The following is an 18,894-nucleotide window of genomic DNA, read 5'->3' as shown; positions in this document are numbered from 1 at the left end:
GTGGCGCGGGCGGCGGTGGCGCGGGCGGAGGTGGCGCGGGCGGAGGTGGCGCGGGCGGAGGTGGCGCGGGCGGAGGTGGCGCGGGCGGAGGTGGCGCGGGCGGAGGTGGCACGGGCGGAGGCGTTGTCATGCCCTCTGTCCCGGTGGAGCGTGCGCGGTTGGCGGACTGGTCCACCGATCCGGCATGGGCAAATCCCGCCACTGCCAGCCGTGACCTCATCGGCACCACTGGCAACGATATCCTGATCGGAGCCGGGGGGCGGGATTTTCTGCAGGCGGGGCCAGGGGATGACATGCTCTACACTGGCTTTGGTGCCGACACCGTTTATGCTGGGCCAGGGAACGACACCATCCTGGCGGCGGGTGGCAACAACGAGCTGTGGGGCGGCCCCGGTAATGACGTGATCCGGGGCCGGCACGGCGATGACCTGATCGGAGGCGGCACCGGCGATGATCTGATCGACGGCGGCGGCGGTCAGGATTCGCTCTGGGGCGGGCCGGGGAATGACACCGTCATGGGTGGTGGGCGGAACGACATGATGGGCGGTGGTGCGGGCAATGACCAGCTGTTCGGCTATGCGGGCGACGATCTGATCTTTGGCGGGCTGGACAATGATACAATCCACGGCGGCACCGGCAATGACACGATCTGGGGCGGTCCCGGCAATGACCTGATCGCCGGAGGCGCGGGCGATGACATCATCGCCGCAGGGGCAGGCACCGATCATATCTGGGGCAATGCCGGAGCAGACACCTTTCTGTTCTACCGCCACTATGGCACGACCTATATCCGCGATTTCAACACCGCCGAGGGCGACCAGATCCACCTCGTGCGCTGGATGTTCGACGGGCCTCCCCCCACCGGGGCGCAGATCGTGCAGCAATATGGCCGGCTGACAGCCGAAGGGGCCGTGCTTGATCTGGGCGGCGTCAACACGCTGATTCATATCCCCGGCGTGACCGACCTGGCCGACTTAGCCGACCACATTTACGTAGTCTGACCGTCCACCGGTGACCTGATCCTGCGACGCCGACGCCACACCGGCGGCAAGAGCCAACACCTTCAGCACACCAACCCTCCTCGAACAGCATGTTTTGAGTGGCAATCACAGCGTTTTTGTGGTGGCTGGGCCTATGACCCGATTGCTGACATCAGACGCACGCGCCCCTTCTGTTACCCCGCGCCGCACAGATTTTGCCGCCCTCTGGGCCGATACGCCCGCCAACACCGGCGCCCGTCTCGCTGGACGGAGCCTGTGATGATGCCATCCCCACCACAGATCTGCGTCATTCTTCCGGCCTATAACGTCGGCGCCCATATCGGTGCTGCCATCACCTCGCTCCGGGCGCAAAGCTTCGCCGGGTTCGAGGCGCTGGTGATCGACGACGGTTCCACCGATGACACCGCCGCACAGGCCGGTGCCGCCATCGGTACAGACCCGCGCTTTCAACTGATCCGTCAGTCAAACCGGGGCCTGTCGGGTGCGCGCAACGCAGGGCTGGATCTTGCCCGCGCGCCGTTCATCGCCTTTCTTGACGGTGATGACCGATTCGACCCCGCGTTCCTGCAAACGCTCCACGACGATCTCAGCGCCAGCGCCGCCGGTTGGGTGGCCTGCGGAGTTGCCTTTTGTACGCCTGATGGCAGCCGTCATCCGCATTCCGCAATCCACGGCCGCCCCCAGCCGGACGACCCGCCCCTCACCACGGCCTATCCCCTGCGGGACTGGTCCGATGTCATCTGCCATTTCCCGTCGGCGTGGAACAAGCTCTACCGGCGCGACTTCATCAGCGATCTGCGCTTTGATCAGGGCACCTGGTACGAGGATCACACCTTCTTTCACCGCCTCGCTGCAAAGACTGACGTGCTGCGCCATATCCCCCGGCCGCTCTATCTCTACACACTGGAACGTGAGGGCCAGATCACCCGCACCGACAGCGACCGCGTGTTCGAGCAATTCCCGGTGTTGGAAACCTCTGCCACAATCTTCCGTGCGGCTGACAAGTCCGGTGCCGGAACCGGGCTGGCCCGGCTGGCCACAAGGCTGTTCTGCGAACGGCTGGAGGTGATCACATCACCGGACCGCGCAACCCGGTTCCGGCACGAAACTGCCCGCTTCTTTGCCCGCCATCAGCTGAACCCCGACTGGCGGTGGGATCGCCACCTGAACGCGATGACGGCCCTCAGCCTGACGGGAGATGCGCCTGTTGTCATCCGTCAGCCTGTTGCCGTACCCCGGCTTCCCGCCCCGGACTCGCCCCTCGCGCCGTTGTTCCGCCACGCCACACCGGACCAGCCCATCGGCAAAGACAGCCTTGTCATCGACCTGCCCGCACAGATCCATCCTGACCATGCGGCCTTGGCTCAGGCGGCGGAAACCCTGCTGCACAGCGATAGGGCGGCGGTTGTCCTGCCGCTGATCCATCCCGCCCCGGATGCGCCCGCCCGGCTCCTCACCCCGGAGGACGCCCTCGATCTGGACCCGGCGCAACATGCCATCCTGACCCGTGCCACCTTTGCCCGCCCGCCCTGTGACACTGACGCACAGCTCACCCTGACCGGACAGGCGCTGTGGCTCAGTCAGGCTCAGGCCCCGGTCGCATGGGCCCCCACGCCCATCGCCCCCGACGCACTGATCCCCCTGATCCCCCTGCGCACCCGGTTGCGGGCGCTGGACCAGTGGCAGCCCGGTGTTGCGTCGCCGCTGCCGACCGGCTGGCACCGCAGACTGGCCCTGCGTGCCGCCACGGCCCATCTGGCCGGGATTCACCGACAAGGCAGGTGGCACCACTACAAAGCCCTGCCCTTGCTGCTGCATCTGTGGTGGGTCGGGCTGCGGCGTGGCTGGATTGGCACCCCCGGTACGGTGGACCCTACGACGCCGCGCATCCTCCGGCGCATTTTCCGGCTGCCGCCCATCGGGTGATTGCATCGCCCGGCCCCGCACCGCATAACCGACCCCAGATCAAAACCGCAAAAGGCCCCGGATGATCCCCTTCCGCACAGCAAACGGCGCCGCCTTTCACTGTCAGGTAGACCCTGCCTGGACCTATTACGCCAACCTGAATTTCTACACCGACACCCCCGATCACATCCCGTTTCACCTGTCGCTGCGGCTCAGCGATGGGCTGGCGGTGGTCAACCGCAAGGATCGCGCGGGCTGGCACCGCGAAGAGCATCACGCCGTCACCTTCCCCAAAACCCGCTTTTCCGTCCGGGTGACCTTTGCCGCGCAGACCGTCACCGTCGATCTGGACGGAACCGTGCTGGGCCGCTACCGCAGCCTGCCGCGCCTTGACCGACACGCCCGCTTTCTGTTGCGACGCGGCTATCCTGACCTGCGCCGGATCACGCAATGCGGAGTCGAAGGCGCGGTGCCGTGGGAGACGATCGAGACCCGCGACCAGACCTTTGACCGGCTGTGGCAGGGGGTGCAACCCGGCAAGGCGCTGGTGCTGACCGACCGGATGGAACTGGCCGAACACCTGCCAAAGGGCCAGACCGCCACGCGCCATGCCGTGCTCCTGCCCGGCTCGGCCACGCCTGTCCCGCTGCGCCCTGCCACGCAGGCTCAGACCTCGGTGCCAAACACCTTTGCCCTGCCCGAAGGCATCGCCGCGGTGCTGATCCCGGGCCGGATCTGGCTCGACACCGGCCCCGAGGACTCCGCCCATCTGCAAGTGATCGACACTGCAACCGGGCGCGCCCTTGCGCCGATGCAGATCAACCGCGCCGCGCTCGCCGACCGCCTGTTGCGGCTGACCACAAGCGGCAGTCTCGCCCATGACGATCTTGCTGCCCTGCAAGCGCTTGAACATGTGCGTTATTCCGGCCTGTGGCAGACCCTCGACCCGCAGGTGCAGACCGCCCTGCGCGCCGCCGCAGTCCGCTTTGGCCTGACGGAGTTTCTGCCCTCAGCCGCCCTGTCGATCCCTGCCAACGCGCCCACTCTGGCGACGGCCCCACGCCATGCCGCCACGTCGCCTCTGACAGAGCTCACCGCCGATCTTGCGCGGCTGCTGGCAACCCGGCCTGACCGGGCGGCATTATCGCATTGGCTTGCCACCGCCCTGCCGCAACTGACCGCCACCGATACCGAACAGCTCGCCCTCACCCTCTGCCCCAGCTTTTGCGAGCAGGACGCCTTTGACCTGCTTTACCCCGCCATCGCCGCGCGCGGCCTGCTGCCGGTCCGCCCCAGCGACGAGGTGGGCTATGTCTCGCTGCGCCTGCCGTTCCAGCTGACGGCGGGCGACTATGATCAGGTCATCAACCGCATGCACCTACTTGCCAACCGTCATGGCGGCTGGCTGGCAAGTTCGGCTTTGGGCTGGATCGCGCAAACGATTGCCACCCCTGGCACCCTGCTCGTGCCCGTGCCCGAGGCAAAGCGCCTGCAAATCCTTGACGCATTCTGCGCCCTGATCACCGCACAGGCCAAAGACCCATGGGGCCGCACCCCCTGTCACTGCCTGATGGATGGCATGCTGGCCCTGATCGCCGAGCTGCCCCGCCTGCGACCCGACCTGCGCGCGACGGTTTCCGCCACCGCGCTGATGGCTTATGGCCTGTCGCCCCGGTTCTGGTCGCGGCTGTTCACCGTGACCGACCCCGAAACCCTCTCCGCCTGCGCGCCCGATCTGCTGGCGGCAAAGCAGGCCTTTGCCACGCTGTCCGACCCCGACCTGACCGACCCGCAACTGCACGCTGCCGCCCTGTCAGAGCTTTCCCGCCTCAACGTGCAAGGCACCGACTCCGCAGCGCTTTGCCTGCTGCCCACTGACACCCTGCGCAAGACTGCCCCCTGGCACCCTGACCTTCTGCTGCGCGACCTGTTCCGCCCCGGCGCAACCCATGATGCCGATTTCGACGTGCCCGCCGCCCTCACCCGCAGCCTGCCCACCCTCGGCCGCGTCACCCGCCCCTCGCCGTTCGAGATGCTGGAGCGTCGCCTTGGCGAAGCCGCGTTCACGCTGATCACCACATGGCCCGACACGCCCCCGGCGCAGCGCATGGCCGCGCTGCAGCGCTGTCTGACCGACGCCCTCGCCCTCTCCCGCCCCGCAGCCGGGCATCTAGGGCTGGCGGTCAGCCTTGGTCTCCTACGCGCGCTGCGGGCCGATGCCGATGCGGTCAGCCTCGTGCTGTCACACCTCCAGCACCTGCGTGACACGACAGCCATCAGCCCCACCTCCCCTGCCGCGCAACAGGCCCTGCGCGCCGTGCAGACAGTCCCCAACCTCGCCACCCCGGTCCACAGCGCGCTCGGCCTGCCCAACAGCCCCACCACCCATAGCCACACCCCGCCCCCCGACGCCGCCACCGCGCTGTTTAACACCGTCGTCGTGGTCATGTCCTGCCACCCCAACCTGTTCACCCGCATCCCCGCCATGCGCGCCGGCTGGCTGGCCGACCTGACCCGCCTCGGCATCCCCTATATCGTCGTGGTCGGCGGCGCGTCCGAAACGCCCCCCGAACCCGATGTCATCAACCTCGACGCCCCCGACGATTACGAAGGCCTGCCGCAGAAATCCCTTGCCGCCATTGCGCATGTCCACCAGCACTTCCCCGGTCGCCGGATGCTCAAGGTCGATGACGACTGTTATCTACATGTCGAGGAATTCTTCTTTAGCCTGAGCTACCTGCGCGCCGATTACTATGGCCGCCCGCTCGCCCGCGCGCGCGGGCAGATGGACCGCACCTGGCATATGGAGAAATCGGCCTCGCTGCGCGGCCGCCATGATCTCGACAAATCGCCCGAACCCTCCACTTATGCCGATGGCGGTTCGGGCTATCTGCTCAGCCCGACCGCCATCGCCGCCCTGCTCACCGCCGCCGACACCGCCGAGGGCCAGCGGCTGATTCAGGCGTCGTTCATGGAGGACAAGCTGGTCGGCGATCTGCTGTCGCTGTCGGGCATCCGGGTGACGGGCGATGGCTACCGCGTCCATGTGCTGCGCCACGCGCGCCCCGGCGGGCTTGCGGTGCCGAAGTGGGAAAACGCCTGCCTGCCCTTTGCCGGATCGGGCATCAAGCTTGCCCATCTTGACGGCCACGCCCTCCAACCGGAAGCCGCCCGCGTGGCCAAAACCCGCCGCCCCGCCGCGGGCAAGATCTGGCCCACCCTGTTGCCCGCCCGTCTTGGCGCGCAATCCCACGCGCTCGACCTGATCTCACCGCCCACACGGCTGGACCGGGCCAGCACCGCCCCGGTCGCGGTGGTGGCCTGCTTGCGCAACGAAATGACCATGCTGCCGCATTTCCTGAGCCATTACCGCAGCCTTGGCGTCGACAGCTTCCTGATCGCCGACAACGGATCCGATGACGGCACCTTGGACTACCTCGCCGACCAGCCCGATGTCGCGCTGTTCTCGGTCGACTCCGATTACGGCCAGTCGCATTACGGCGTGCTCTGGCAACAGGCGCTGATCGCGGCCTACCGCCCCGACCGCTGGTCGCTGATCGCCGATGCTGATGAGCTGCTGACATGGACCGCAGACGCCAGCGGCCACTTGCCCGACCTGCTGGCCAGCCCCGACTTCCAGGACTGCGACGCCGCCCGCATCTTCATGCTGGATATGTATCCGCAGGGTCCGCTGTCCCAGACTGACTTCACTGACGAGGCCCCGTTCGCCGCCGCCCCCTTCATCGACCGCGACCCGTTCCTCACCACATCGCTCGGGCGCGGCCCGTTTTCCGACGCCCCAACATGGACCTCGGCCACCCGCCACCGCCTGCTGCCCGGCTCACGGCCCGAACTGTTCGTGGCCCAGAAAATCGCGCTGCTGCGCTATCGCCCGTGGATGCGCTTGACCGACGGATTGCACTATGTCGGAGAAACGCGGCTGTCGCCGCGCGCCCTGTTGTTTGGCCATTTCAAATACAACGCCGCGTTCCGCGCCAAGGCGGTGTCCGAGGTGGCGCGGGGCCAGCATTTCAACAATGCCGAAGAATATCGCAAATACCTCGACCTGATCGCCGAAGGGCGCGAGACGATCTTTGATCCCTCGGTATCGGTCCACTGGACCGACAGCCCCTTTGTGCAATCGGTCCTGACCACCGGCCAGCCGCCCCCGCCTTAACTTATCGCGCCTCAGCCGCGATAAAGCGCCAGCAGCTTTTCGACATGCGCGCTCATGGTCTCTGGCACAATGGCCGCGCGCCAGTAATCCTCGGCCCCGATTTCGCCGGACAGGATAGCCCTGATCCGCCCGCCAAAAGCCCCCACATCCCCGGCCCGGAATACAAAAGCCGGGCTGTTGCCCAGCTCGCGCGCGCCGCCCAGATCGCTGCACAAAAGCGGAATGCGCCGCGCATGCAGCTCGATCGCCACCTGCGGCAGGTTATCCTCCCACATCACCGGCAACAGGCCGACGCCGACATCGGCCAGCAGCCGGTCCAGATCGCCATGCCCGTAGCCATCCTGATGCTCAAATCCCGCCAACCTCGGGGCCAGTGCCGCCAATCGCGCCATGACCTCCGCCGCGCCCCGCCGCGCCGCCACCACCAGATGCAACCGGCAAAGGTCCGCGTCAGGCAGCGCCTCCAGCGCGTCGAGCAGAAAGTAGAACCCCTTGTCGCGCCGCATATAGCCGAAATAGGCCAGCTTGACCGTGCCATCCGGGCGCAAGATCGGCCCGCGCTCCGGTGCGGCGGCATAGTTCTGCGCCTCGACCGTGCCGATGTAATTCGTCACTGCCTTTTCCGGCCGCACACCTTCGCGCAGCGCGATCTGCCGCACCCGGTCCGACACGCACAGCACCAGATCGCAATGCGTATTGATCCGCTGCTGCACCATTGCCGCCCGGCGCTTTACAAATGCCATCCCGGCCAGAGCCAGCGCCGCATCCGCCTGCCTCGACCCCGCCAACAGCGTCTGACGCTTGCGTTGCCCGCGCAGCCGCCCCAAACGCCGCCCCAGACCAAAGATCACCCGGAATGTCTGCCGGAACACCCAGCTGTCAGGCGGAATCCCCAATACTTTCATCCGGTAGGCCAACCCATGCCCAGCGCGGATCTGGGCTGGATTCCAGCTTTGCGGCAGACACGTAACGCAACGCCGCCCTTGTTCGTCATCGACACAATTGCGCGCCTCGTCCTGCCAGAAATTCACCTGCGGGCAGAAAGGGTAATAATTGTGCAGGCTTAACACCAGTCGGCTCGCAGGAAACCGGTCCTTCAGGCGCAGCACATCTACAGGAATCCCTTCCAGATTGTTGAAATGGATCACATCATAGGGGCCAGTCCGGGCCAAAAAGTCGAAAAAAACCGCCTCGGTCGCCGGATGGCTGACCTGGGTCGCTTGCCCGAAAGACGCATGCCCCGGCGCCAGCGTACCCGAGTTCACCAGATCAAACCGCCGCTGCCGGTCCTGCCGCGGGCCATGGCGCATTACCTCCCAACGGGGGTTCGGGCGCAATGGATCATAAGAGGTGCCACAGGCCAGAAACGACGCCTCTACACCGGCCACCCCGGACAGGGCCCGCATCAGATTGCGCTGATACAGGGACACACCGCCACCGCGGCCTTCCGGGTCCAGATAATCGACCCAATTGACATAGAGAATTTTCATTCAGTCAGTTCGTTTTCCAGCCAGTCGGCAAGGCCGAGTTGCCGGATATAGGCCTCAATCGGTTCGGGCACCTCGAACCGGTCCAGCACCCGGTTGGCACCTTGCTTGACCAGTGGCGATGCCATGGCCGGGTCTGGCGCAACGCCCAGAAAGCCGCAGATCTGCGCGTTGAACTCCGGTTTGAACATATCGCAATACTCAAGTGTGATGCTGGGGTTGGGTAAGGTCCGCAACCACGAGGCAAACAGAAAATCCATGGCCGCATATTCATGCCATTGATGGCTGATAAGCTGTGGCGTCGCAACGATCTTTTGCTTCATCTCGCGCGTCCGGCTGGTCTGCGCCCAGTTCAGCGTCTGCATTGCCTTCAGATAAGACGCCACCTGCGCCAGCCGGTTGTTGCGATGCACATAAATGATCGACATATCCGCCAGCTCTGGCAGCTGCGTCAGAACCCGGATGTTATGACCCAGCATCAGCTTGAACCCGATCCGCTTCCAAGGTTCCGCTTCATAGCGCTCGAAAAAGTCTTTCAGAAAATACCGCGGCGCAGTATCGCGCGTAAAAAGGCGGCCTGTATCATAATCCGCCTCGCCGGTTTCGATAATGGAATAGGGGTTGAACACTTCACCCGAACAGCTCACCTCCGGGTGCGAGTTCAGCAAACTCATCAGATAGGTGGTGCCGCTGCGTGGCAGGCCGATGATCACAAACCGCCTGCCTGCCCCGTGTTCTGTCTCAGCCATCTGCTCCTGCCAGCCTCTCCACCAAAAAGAATAGGCGGATACACCTTAATTTCACATTCGCAACAGACAGGGCAAGAGGTCACCAGTCACTTTGCAGTGCAGGTTGTGCGCGCGCCCCGTGGCGTCTAAACACCTCAGGACGCAAAGCGGAGTCGATGCATGACCATTCTGATTGTCGGTGCCGGGTTCTCAGGCGCAGTGATCGCCCGTGAACTGGCCGAAGCCGGTCTGCATAGCACCGTGATCGACAGCCGCGATCACATCGCCGGTAATTGTCACACCGAACGCTGCCCGGAAACCGGCGTCATGGTCCACCGCTACGGCCCGCATATCTTTCACACCGACGATGCCGGGGTGTGGGATTATGTCTGCCAGCGCGCCACCATGATGCCCTATCGCAATCAGGTGAAATCCACATCGCGCGGCGCAGTCTATTCGATGCCGATCAACCTGCACACGATTAACCAGTTCTTTGGCAAAACCCTGCGCCCGGCCGAGGCGCAGGCCTTTATCGCCAGCCGCGCCACACCGGCGGCTGCCCCGGCTGCCACCTTCGAGGAACAGGCGCTGCAAATGGTCGGCCCCGAGATTTATGAGGCGTTCTTCAAAGGCTATACCGAAAAGCAATGGGGCCTGTCGCCCCGCGTGCTTCCCGCCTCGATCCTCAAGCGGCTGCCGATGCGCTTCAATTATGATGACAACTACTTCAGCCACCGCTTTCAGGGCATCCCGCAAGAGGGCTATACCGCCCTGATCGCCCGCCTGTTGGACCATCCGCTGATCACCACCCAGCTGAACACGCCCTATCAGGCCAGCATGGCGACCGGCGCAGATCACATCTTCTGGTCGGGCGCGCTGGACGGCTATTTCGAGTTCCGCCTCGGGCGGCTGGGCTATCGCACGCTGGATTTCGAACGCTTCACCGACAGCGGCGACCATCAGGGCTGCGCGGTGATGAACTACCCCGACCCTGATGTGCCCTACACCCGCATCACCGAACACAAGCACTTCGCTCCGTGGGAACAGCACGCGGGCACCGTCTGCTACCGCGAATACGCCCGCGCCGCCGGGCCAGAGGATATTCCCTATTACCCGATCCGGCTCAGCGCCGAACAAAGCCTGCTGGCCGAATACGAAGCGCTTGCCCGCAATGAGACTGGCGTCACCTTTGTCGGCCGCTTGGGCACCTATCGCTATCTCGATATGGATGTGACCATCCGCGAAGCGCTCGACACCGCCCACGCCTTTCTGGCAAACCGCGCTCCAGCTTGACTGTTGCGACTTCAAGAGAACGGCGCGCGCGATGCGCGCAAGCTTTTTATCTCGTCGCGCGCGTGCCGCGCGTCTCCTCGGAGCCCCTCCGGGGGGAGGCAAAGCCGGGGGGCAGCGCCCCCTCCACGCCGGGGCCTAGAGCACCTCGGGCACCAGGTCGCGCCGCCGCTTTCGCGATTCGGCCCAGGTGATATAGCTCACCGACCCCACGATCACTGCGCCGCCGATCAGCACGAACAGATCCACCGCCTCGCCAAACACGGCCCAGCCCAACAACGCCGCCCAGATCAGTTGCAGAAACACCACCGGCTGCGACACCGCAATCGGAGCAGCGGCGAAAGCGCGGCTCATGCAGTAATGCCCCGCTGTCGCGCAAGCGGCCACCACCGCCAGCCACGCCAGTTGCGCCAGACTCATCGGCACCCAGACCCAGAGCGCCCATGGGGCCAGCGCCAAAGTCACCACCAGCGACAGCATGGCCACGATCTGCCCGGCACTGGCCACCATCGACAGTCGTTTGGCGAACAGATATGACCCGGCAAAAAACACCGCCGCGCAGATCTGCGCGATATGGCCATCCGTCACCTCGCGCAGGCCGGGGCGCAGCACGATCAGCGCCCCGATCAGCGCCACGCCAATCGCCAGCACCCGCCGCAGCGACAGCCGCTCGCCGAAAAACACCACCGTGCCCAGCGTCAGCAGCACCGGGTTCAGATAGCCGATGGCCGTCACCTCGGCGACCGGGATCCGGGCCATCGCGTAAAACCAGCACACAACCGCGGCCACATGCACCAGCCCGCGCCCCAGATGCAGCGGCAGATACAGGCCCGGCAGCCCGCCGCGCAGCATCGGGACCAAGGTCGGTGCCAGAAACACCACCCCCCAACCAAAGCGGACAAAGGCCGATTGCGCCGCCGGAAGGTCCGTGCCCAGATAGCGCACGATCCCCGTTACCCCGACAAAGCTGAGGCCGGAGGCAAGCATCCACAGGATCGCCTGTACGGGGGTGTCGGCAGGTCTTGGCGCATTCATGCGCGCAACCTGCGGTGCGCACCGGGCAGAGACAAGCGGCTTATTGTAACCGTAACATCTGCGCCGCCGCCGCGCGCATCGCGCGGGTCAGGGGCGTGATGGCAGGGGCGGTCAGCCGCGCAAACTGCCAGTGCAGCGCCACATCCAGCGGGCTTTGCGCCACCACCTCCACCAGCCGGCCCGCCGCCAGATGCGACGCCACCAGCGGCTCGGGATTCAGCCCCCACCCCAGACCCGACAGGCAGGCATCGACAAATCCGTGAGTCGAGGCGATCCGGTGGCTGGGAAACAAGGTACCCGCACCAAAGCCCTGCGCCGCCACCCATTGCGCCTGCAGCCTGTCCTTGTCGGAATAAGTCAGCGCGGGGGCGCGCGACAATGCCAAAGCCGTCACCCCGCACGGAAACCACTGCGCCATATAGCCGGGGCTGGCCGTTGCCCGATAGCGCAGCGCGCCCAAGGGCAGCGTGTCACAGCCCTGCAGCGGCCCGGCATGAGCGGTCACCGCCGCCACCACCTCACCCCGCCGCAGCCAGTCCTGGCTGAAATCCTGATCATCAATCACCAGATCAAACAGCACCCCAGGCACCTGCACCAGCGCTGGCATCACCCAGGTCGCCAGACTGTCGGCGTTCACGGCAATACGCAGGTTGACCGCACCCGCCTGAACCCCCGGCAGATCCTCGGCCAACTGCCGCTCCAGCAGCACCACCTCATCGAAGTGCCGGATCAGCCGCAGCCCCGCCCCGGTCGCCACACTCGGGCTACCCCGCCGGATCAGCAGGGTGCCCGCCCGTTCCTCCAGCGCTCGCAGCCGCTGCGACACCGCCGATTGCGTGATGCCCAGATCGGCGGCGGCAAGGTCGAAAGACCCGCGCCGGTGCACCGCGGCCAGAGCGGCCAGTTGCAAGGAATCAAAGATCAGCACAGCTTATCCATCATCAGAAAGATGATCTGGATTGATCCACCTGCCCCGGTCTAAGTCAAGCCAGCATCGAAAGGCCCCGCCTATGACCGCCCTTGTCGCCGGATTCCTCACCTCACTGTCGCTGATCGCCGCCATCGGCGCGCAGAATGCCTTTGTCCTGCGTCAGGGCCTGCGGCGAGATCATGTTCTGCCCGTGGTGCTGGCCTGTGCCCTGTCCGATGCGGTGCTGATCGCCGCCGGGGTGGCGGGCTTTGGCACTCTTGCGGCGCTGGCGCCGTGGATCACGACCGCCATGCTCTATGCCGGGGCGGCCTTTCTGATCGCCTATGGCGCTCTGCGTTTCCGCGCGGCGCTCAAGGGGGGCGAGGCGCTGCGCCCGGCGCAGGGCAACTCCACCAGCCTTGGCCGCACTCTTGCCACGGTGTTGGTGCTGACCTGGGCCAACCCGCATGTCTATCTGGATACGCTGGTGCTGCTCGGCGCGATTTCGGCGCAATATGCGCCGCAGCAGTGGCATTTTGGCGCCGGGGCCATTGCCGGCAGCTTTGCGTTTTTCACCGCGCTTGGTTTTGGTGCGCGCCTGCTGGCCCCGCTGTTTGCCAACCCGCGCGCCTGGGTCTGGCTGGAGTTGATCATCGGCACGACGATGTGGCTCATCGCTGCCGCACTGATTGCCGGGGCTTGACCCCCCAAATGCAAAACGGGGGCGGCTTACGCCACCCCCGTTTCAAATGTCTGACCGAAGGATCAGACCTGATAAATCAGGCCAGAGCCAGGTTGGTCGCCGATTCGCGACCATTGCGGTCACGTTCCAGATCGAAGGTCACAGCCTGACCGTCGTTCAGAGCACGGATACCAGCGCGTTCCAGCGCGGTGATGTGCACGAACACGTCTTTTTGGCCGCCTTCTGGTGCGATAAAGCCGAAGCCTTTGGTTGCGTTAAACCATTTCACGGTGCCATTAGCCATCGTGAGATCTCCTGTAGTATGCGCCACCCACAACATGCGGTGGCCCGGCCGAGAGTCGTCTAGATCGTGTGACTGTGGGCCGAAGCAGACAGAAGACCGAAAGAGAAGAAGCTTTGCCTGCCCTATATGCCCTATTTGTCCCGTCCTGACAAGGGCCTTGCCGAATTAAAGCCATCCGGCCCAAAGAACCACCGCTCCGCCGCCCCCTGACGCAGACCTGCGCTTACCCGGTGCGCCCTGCCATGAAACACTTGATCATCCCGCCAAATCAGGCGATTTAGCCGGTAAACGGCGGGCCACTGTGGGCTGTCGGGCAACAGCGGATCCCGAATGCTGATCAGTGTAAAGCACAAGTTCCTCTTCGTCGCGAATACCAAGGCGGCATCCACCTCGATCGAGGCAATTCTCGCCGACCACGCCGAGATTTCCAGCCCGCCCGGACCAAAGGGCAAGCACCTGCCGCTTGCAAAGATCCGTCACGATTTCAAAGCGCTGTTCGACACGCCCGGCAAAGAGTTCGACAGCTTCTTCCGCTTTGGCGTCATGCGTGACCCGCTGGACTGGATCTTGTCGTGGTTCCGCTACCGCAAAGGCAATCAGGTCGAGGCCCCGCTGCCCCCTGACATGAGCTTTGCCGAATTCTGGCAGGCCGCCGACTGGAATGTGTTTGACCATACCGGCAAGCCCTATTCACAGGGCCGCATCTTTCTGGACGCAGGCGGCAAACCGCTGGCCGATGTGATCATCCCCTATCACCAGCTGGACGCGATGCTGCCGCAGGTGCTGGCCGCGTTGGGGATCAGCGCCACCGTACCCCGGCTGAATGTCAGCGTGATCGGGCGCGAGGCCGCCGCGATCCCCGCCGATCTGCGCGACGCGGTGCGCGCGCATTACGCGGCAGATTTCGCGCTGTATGACCAGCTTGACGCGATCAACGCCGCCGGGATGGCGCGGCTGCGCCAGCGCAGCGTCTGACCGCGCGCCAGCACCAGCGGCAGGCACCCAGAGCAGGCGCAGCTTACAGCTGCGCCGCCACGTCCTCGGGGATGTCAAAATTATGCGTCACAGTCTGCACATCATCATCTTCTTCCAGCAGATCAATCAACCGCATCAGCTTTTGCGCGGTGTCCAGATCCACTTCGGTCAGGGTCTGCGGCTTCCAGATCAGCTTCGATTCGATCGACTCGCCCAGCGATTTTTCCAGCGCATCCGACACCTCGTTCAAGGCTTCGACCGAGCAGTAGATCCAGTGGCCGTCCTCATCGGACTCGACATCATCGGCCCCGGCCTCCAGTGCCGCCATCATCACCGTGTCGGCATCGCCGACAGACGCCGGATAGGAGATCTCGCCCACCCGGTCAAAGCTGTGCGCCACCGATCCGGTGGTGCCCAGATTGCCGCCCGCCTTGCTGAAATACGACCGCACGTTTGATGCGGTGCGGTTCACGTTGTCGGTCATCGTCTCCACGATGATCGCGATGCCGTTGACGCCGTAGCCTTCATAGCGGATCTCGGTGTAATCCGCCCCATCGCCCATCTGGCTTTTCTTGATGGCGCGGTCGATCACATCCTTGGGCATCGACACCGATTTCGCGGCCTTGACCGCCAGCCGCAGGCGCGGGTTCATCTCGGGGTCGGGCATGCCCATCTTGGCGGCGACGGTGATTTCCTTCGCCAGCTTGGAAAACATCTTGGAGCGCAGCTTGTCCTGCTTGCCCTTGCGATGCTGGATGTTTGCCCATTTTGAATGGCCAGCCATGACCCGTACTCCTACCCGTCTCTTGCGTGTTGGGTTCCCTTACACCAGCGCGCACGCCCCCTGCAAGGCTCAGCCCAGACGCGCCTTGACCTGTGCAAAGGCCTGCGCCATCAGCGCCTGCGCCGCCCCGACCGTCTCGGCCTCGGCATAAACCCGGAACTCCGGCGCGTTGCCCGAGGGGCGCAGATGCACGATCCCGCCGCCCTCCAGCGTGGCGCGCAGCCCGTCGGTGCGGTCAACTGACGCCACCACGCCCATAGGCGCCACAAACCCGGCCAGCCCGCCATCGCCCAGCTCTGCCAGCAGCGCCTGCGACGCTTCTACCGGCACATGCTCCAGCCGGTCGGTCACGGTAAAGCGCGCCGGTTCCTCGGCCACCCGCGCGGCCAGCGACCCGGCCCGTTTTGCCTCGATCAGCGCCGCCACAATCGGCAGCAGGCTGTCACGCGTCATCAGACGCGGCAATGGCCCCTCAGGCCCCTCGGCATCAAAGCCCAGCAAAAAGCCGCCATTCGGCTCGTAGCCGACCACGCGCCCGCCCGCCGCTTCCATCGCCGCAATCACAAAGGGGGATCCGATGCGGGTCCGCACCACCTGACCGAACCGGCCCGACAGATCCACGCCAGTATTGGCCGACACCGTGGTCACCACCACCGCGGCCCCGACCAGAGCCGCCGTGATCTGGCCCAGCACATCGCCCGGCACGATCTGCCCGGTGGCATCCGCGACCAAGGGCCGGTCGCCATCGCCATCGGTCGAGACAATTGCATCCAGACCATCCGCCCAGACCTTGAACTGCGCGCGCACATCGGCGGGCACCGCTTCGGTATCGACCGGGATGAAGTCTTCGGACTGGCCCAGCACCGCCACCCGCGCGCCCAGCGCCTCCAGACAGGCGACCATGCCTTCACGACTGACCGCCGAATGTGCCCAGACCCCGATCTTCATCCCCTCCAGCGCCAGACCATAGGCCGCGCGATAGCGCGCCGCCCAGTCGCCCGTCGCCTGAAAGGTGCCGCGCCGCGCCGCCGTCAGCCCCGCCGATGCCCGGCCCAGACCGGCCAGAATCGCCGTCTCGTCGCGCTTGGTGATCTCGCCATCCGGCACATAGAATTTCAGCCCGTTGCGGTCCGCCGGAATGTGGCTGCCGGTGATCATGATCGCCGCCGCCCCCGCCGCCATCGACGCCATCGCCAGTGCCGGGGTCGGCACAGCGCCGCAATCGGTCACCGCAACACCCTCGGCCCGCGCTGCCGCAATCACCTCTTCCGCCAGCTGGGGCGAGCTGTCGCGCAGATCGCGCCCGACCCACAGGCCCGTGCCCATCGGGCACACCGCCAGAAAGCTGCGCGTATAGTCCGCCACCAGCTCAGGCGTCAGTTCCGTGACCAACCCGCGCAGACCACTTGTTCCAAATTTAGGTGCCATAAAATCCGTCCTTAAAATCCGTCCTTCACAGGGGGTGGCGAGGCAAATACCCGGTCAACGCCCGCCGGATCGGTGATCACCACCTCGGCCAGCGGCGCCACCGCGCCCTCGGCCCCCAGTGCCGATGTCAACCCGGTCCAGATCTGGCGCAGGAAGTTGGGGTTGTCGATCACCCGCACCGCATAGCCGTACCCCGGCCCGCACCCTTCCATCCGCCCGACCGGGGCCGCCACCCAGTTCGCGCGGCAGACCGTGCCATCCGACAGGGTCAGCGTCAACACCTCGGCTGACAGCCGCGCCGCCTGTGGCACCGGGTTGCCGGGCACCCCGCCGACACAGCCCGCAAGGGCAAGGCAAAGCAACAGTTTACGCATCAGGTTTCCCTTCAGAACGGAAAGAACAGCGGGATCAAGCCAGAGATCGCCACCATCATGACAACATTCAGCGGCAGACCGATCCGCAGAAAATCGCTGAACCGGTACCCGCCCGGACCATAGACCAGAGTGTTGGTCTGATAGCCGATCGGCGTCGCAAAAGAGGCCGAAGCCCCGAACATCACTGCCACCACAAACGGTCTCGGATCAACCCCGATCTGCGCCGCAAGCCCGATCACAATCGGCGTCAGGATCACCGCCACCGCGTTGTTCGACACAATCTCGGTCAGAATCGACGTCAGCGAATAGACCACAAAGATCAGCAGAAACGGCGGCAGACCCTGCATGAACGGGGACACCAGATCAACGATCAGCTGCACCGCGCCCGAATGCTCCAGCCCTGCGCCCACGGCCAGCATGGCAAAGATCAGCGCCATCAGCCGGCCATCGACAAAGCCGAATGCCTCATCCGCATCAATGCAGCGCGTCAGCAGCACCACCCCCACGCCGATCATCGCCAGCAGCAGAATCGGGGCCACATTCAGCGCCGACAACCCCACCACCCCGGCCAGCACCAGCACGACAATCGGCGCTTTGGTGCGGCGATAGGCGCGGTCCGACGGTTCCGAGATATTGACCACATCCATATCCACCGCCAGCCGCTGAATATCAGCCGGCGCGCCCTCCAGCAGCAGGGTATCGCCGACCTGCACCACCAGATCATCCAGCTGCCGCCCGATGTTCTGGTTCTTGCGATGCACCGCCAGCGGATACACCCCGTACCGCCGCCGCAGCCGCAAACTGCCCAAAGACCGCCCCACCATCGCGCAACCCGGCGTGATCAGCACCTCTACCGTCGAGGTCTGGACCGACGACAGCTTGTCCACCATCCGCAGCTCTTTCGACTCCTGCAGCGCCAGCACCTCTGACATCGGCGTGCGCAAGATCACCCGGTCCCCGACCTCCAGCTCCACTTCGGCCAGCTGACGGCGCAACGACGCATCGCCGCGCAACACATCGACCACCCGCATGTTGTCGCGCTTGAACAACCCCACCGCATCGACCCTCGCCCCGATGATCGGGCTGTCCTCGGGCACGGCGACCTCGGTGAAGAACTTCATCCGGCTGCGGTCGGTCAGCATCATCGCCATGCTGTCACGGTCTGGCAGAAGGCGCTTGGTAAACAGCGCCAGATAGGTCATTCCGACCAGTGACGCCGCAATGCCCAGCGGCGTGATCTCGAATATCCCGAACGGCTCCAGCCCACGCTCGCGCGCGACACCATCCACCACGATATTGGTCGAGGTACCGATCAGCGTGATCGTCCCGCCCAGAATCGCCAGATAGGACAGCGGAATCATCAGCCGCGACGGCGACAGCGACAATTGCCGCGCGATCTGCATGAACACCGGGATCATCACCACCACGATCGGCGTGTTGTTCATGAATGCCGACATGCTGATCACGCCGAGTGAGATCACCACCAGCGCCGTTTTCGGATGCGTTTTCACATAGCGCAGCGCGTATTGCGTGGCCGAATCCAGCGCGCCCGTCCGCACCAGCCCGCCCGCGATGATGAACATCGCCGCAATCGTCCAGGGGGCCGCATTCGACAGCGCATTCACCGCATCGTCCTGTGGCAAAATCCCCAGCACCAGCATCAAACACGCACCGCCGATGGCCGTCACCTCGACCGGATAGGTTTCTTTTACGAACAGCGCCAACATACCCGCCAATATCGCCAGCGCGACATAGGCCTGTACCGCCTGATCCAGCTCAAACCCCACCATCATACCCCTTGCCTGATCCGAACC

Annotated in this window: 15 protein-coding genes; 6 read left to right on the top strand and 9 right to left on the bottom strand. The window is 65.0% G+C overall.

The genetic code is table 11. From position 1 onward, the window contains the following. From D1012_RS06730 to D1012_RS06720, 3 genes are all read left to right on the top strand, one after another. Positions 1 to 1,001 (top strand): calcium-binding protein (locus tag D1012_RS06730; protein ID WP_267897821.1); only part of this gene is annotated, 1,001 nt, incomplete at its 5' end. 258 nt (positions 1,002 to 1,259) lie between these two features. Then, on the top strand, positions 1,260 to 2,927 hold the full coding sequence (locus tag D1012_RS06725; protein ID WP_118150538.1) for a glycosyltransferase family 2 protein: 1,668 nt from the start codon (positions 1,260 to 1,262) through the stop codon (positions 2,925 to 2,927). A 61-nt stretch (positions 2,928 to 2,988) separates the two neighbouring features. After that, positions 2,989 to 7,083, top strand: a complete 4,095-nt coding sequence (locus tag D1012_RS06720; RefSeq protein WP_118150537.1) for a glycosyltransferase family 2 protein — start codon at positions 2,989 to 2,991, stop codon at positions 7,081 to 7,083. 11 nt (positions 7,084 to 7,094) lie between these two features. Here D1012_RS06720 and D1012_RS06715 read toward each other — a convergent pair whose 3' ends face one another. Together D1012_RS06715 and D1012_RS06710 are read right to left on the bottom strand one after the other, a co-directional pair. Beyond that, positions 7,095 to 8,573 carry a glycosyltransferase gene (locus D1012_RS06715; protein WP_118150536.1) on the bottom strand — a complete coding sequence of 493 codons (1,479 nt, stop codon included), beginning with the start codon at positions 8,571 to 8,573 and terminating at the stop codon, positions 7,095 to 7,097. After that, on the bottom strand, positions 8,570 to 9,319 hold the full coding sequence (locus tag D1012_RS06710) for a sulfotransferase (protein ID WP_118150535.1): 750 nt from the start codon (positions 9,317 to 9,319) through the stop codon (positions 8,570 to 8,572). The genes D1012_RS06715 and D1012_RS06710 overlap by 4 nt, the downstream gene beginning before the upstream one ends. 159 nt (positions 9,320 to 9,478) lie before the next feature. Here D1012_RS06710 and D1012_RS06705 point away from each other — a divergent pair, with 159 nt between their 5' ends. After that, a complete protein-coding gene (locus D1012_RS06705; protein WP_118150534.1) occupies positions 9,479 to 10,591 on the top strand; it encodes a UDP-galactopyranose/dTDP-fucopyranose mutase family protein in 1,113 nt (370 codons plus the stop codon). A 135-nt stretch (positions 10,592 to 10,726) separates the two neighbouring features. On the opposite strand, the gene D1012_RS06700 is transcribed toward D1012_RS06705, so the two are convergent. Beyond that, entirely contained in the window at positions 10,727 to 11,623 is an 897-nt protein-coding gene (locus D1012_RS06700; RefSeq protein ID WP_233517029.1) for a DMT family transporter, read from the bottom strand. A gap of 40 nt (positions 11,624 to 11,663) precedes the next feature. Continuing rightward, on the bottom strand, positions 11,664 to 12,551 hold the full coding sequence (locus D1012_RS06695; protein ID WP_354002026.1) for a LysR family transcriptional regulator ArgP: 888 nt from the start codon (positions 12,549 to 12,551) through the stop codon (positions 11,664 to 11,666). Positions 12,552 to 12,633: 82 nt separating this feature from the next. Between D1012_RS06695 and D1012_RS06690 the strand changes: the two genes are divergently transcribed. Beyond that, the gene (locus D1012_RS06690) at positions 12,634 to 13,236 is read left to right on the top strand and encodes a LysE/ArgO family amino acid transporter (RefSeq protein ID WP_118150533.1); all 603 of its coding nucleotides are present in this window, start codon (positions 12,634 to 12,636) and stop codon (positions 13,234 to 13,236) included. A gap of 76 nt (positions 13,237 to 13,312) precedes the next feature. Here D1012_RS06690 and D1012_RS06685 read toward each other — a convergent pair whose 3' ends face one another. Continuing rightward, a complete protein-coding gene (locus tag D1012_RS06685) occupies positions 13,313 to 13,519 on the bottom strand; it encodes a cold-shock protein (RefSeq protein WP_101922075.1) in 207 nt (68 codons plus the stop codon). A 330-nt stretch (positions 13,520 to 13,849) separates the two neighbouring features. Between D1012_RS06685 and D1012_RS06680 the strand changes: the two genes are divergently transcribed. After that, entirely contained in the window at positions 13,850 to 14,494 is a 645-nt protein-coding gene (locus D1012_RS06680) for a sulfotransferase family 2 domain-containing protein (RefSeq protein ID WP_118150532.1), read from the top strand. 43 nt (positions 14,495 to 14,537) lie between these two features. Here the strand turns inward: D1012_RS06680 and D1012_RS06675 are convergent, their stop codons facing one another. From D1012_RS06675 to D1012_RS06660, 4 genes are all read right to left on the bottom strand, one after another. Further along, on the bottom strand, positions 14,538 to 15,278 hold the full coding sequence (locus D1012_RS06675) for a YebC/PmpR family DNA-binding transcriptional regulator (protein ID WP_118150531.1): 741 nt from the start codon (positions 15,276 to 15,278) through the stop codon (positions 14,538 to 14,540). Positions 15,279 to 15,347: 69 nt separating this feature from the next. Continuing rightward, positions 15,348 to 16,706, bottom strand: a complete 1,359-nt coding sequence (locus tag D1012_RS06670; protein WP_118150530.1) for a phosphohexomutase domain-containing protein — start codon at positions 16,704 to 16,706, stop codon at positions 15,348 to 15,350. Positions 16,707 to 16,717: 11 nt separating this feature from the next. Further along, positions 16,718 to 17,080 carry a hypothetical protein gene (locus tag D1012_RS06665; RefSeq protein ID WP_118150529.1) on the bottom strand — a complete coding sequence of 121 codons (363 nt, stop codon included), beginning with the start codon at positions 17,078 to 17,080 and terminating at the stop codon, positions 16,718 to 16,720. An 11-nt stretch (positions 17,081 to 17,091) separates the two neighbouring features. After that, entirely contained in the window at positions 17,092 to 18,870 is a 1,779-nt protein-coding gene (locus D1012_RS06660; RefSeq protein WP_199489446.1) for an SLC13 family permease, read from the bottom strand. Positions 18,871 to 18,894 lie beyond the last annotated feature (24 nt).

This window comes from Pseudotabrizicola alkalilacus, from assembly GCF_003443995.1.
Taxonomy (GTDB): domain Bacteria; phylum Pseudomonadota; class Alphaproteobacteria; order Rhodobacterales; family Rhodobacteraceae; genus Pseudotabrizicola; species Pseudotabrizicola alkalilacus.
This window is presented reverse-complemented; position numbering and strand designations above follow the sequence as displayed.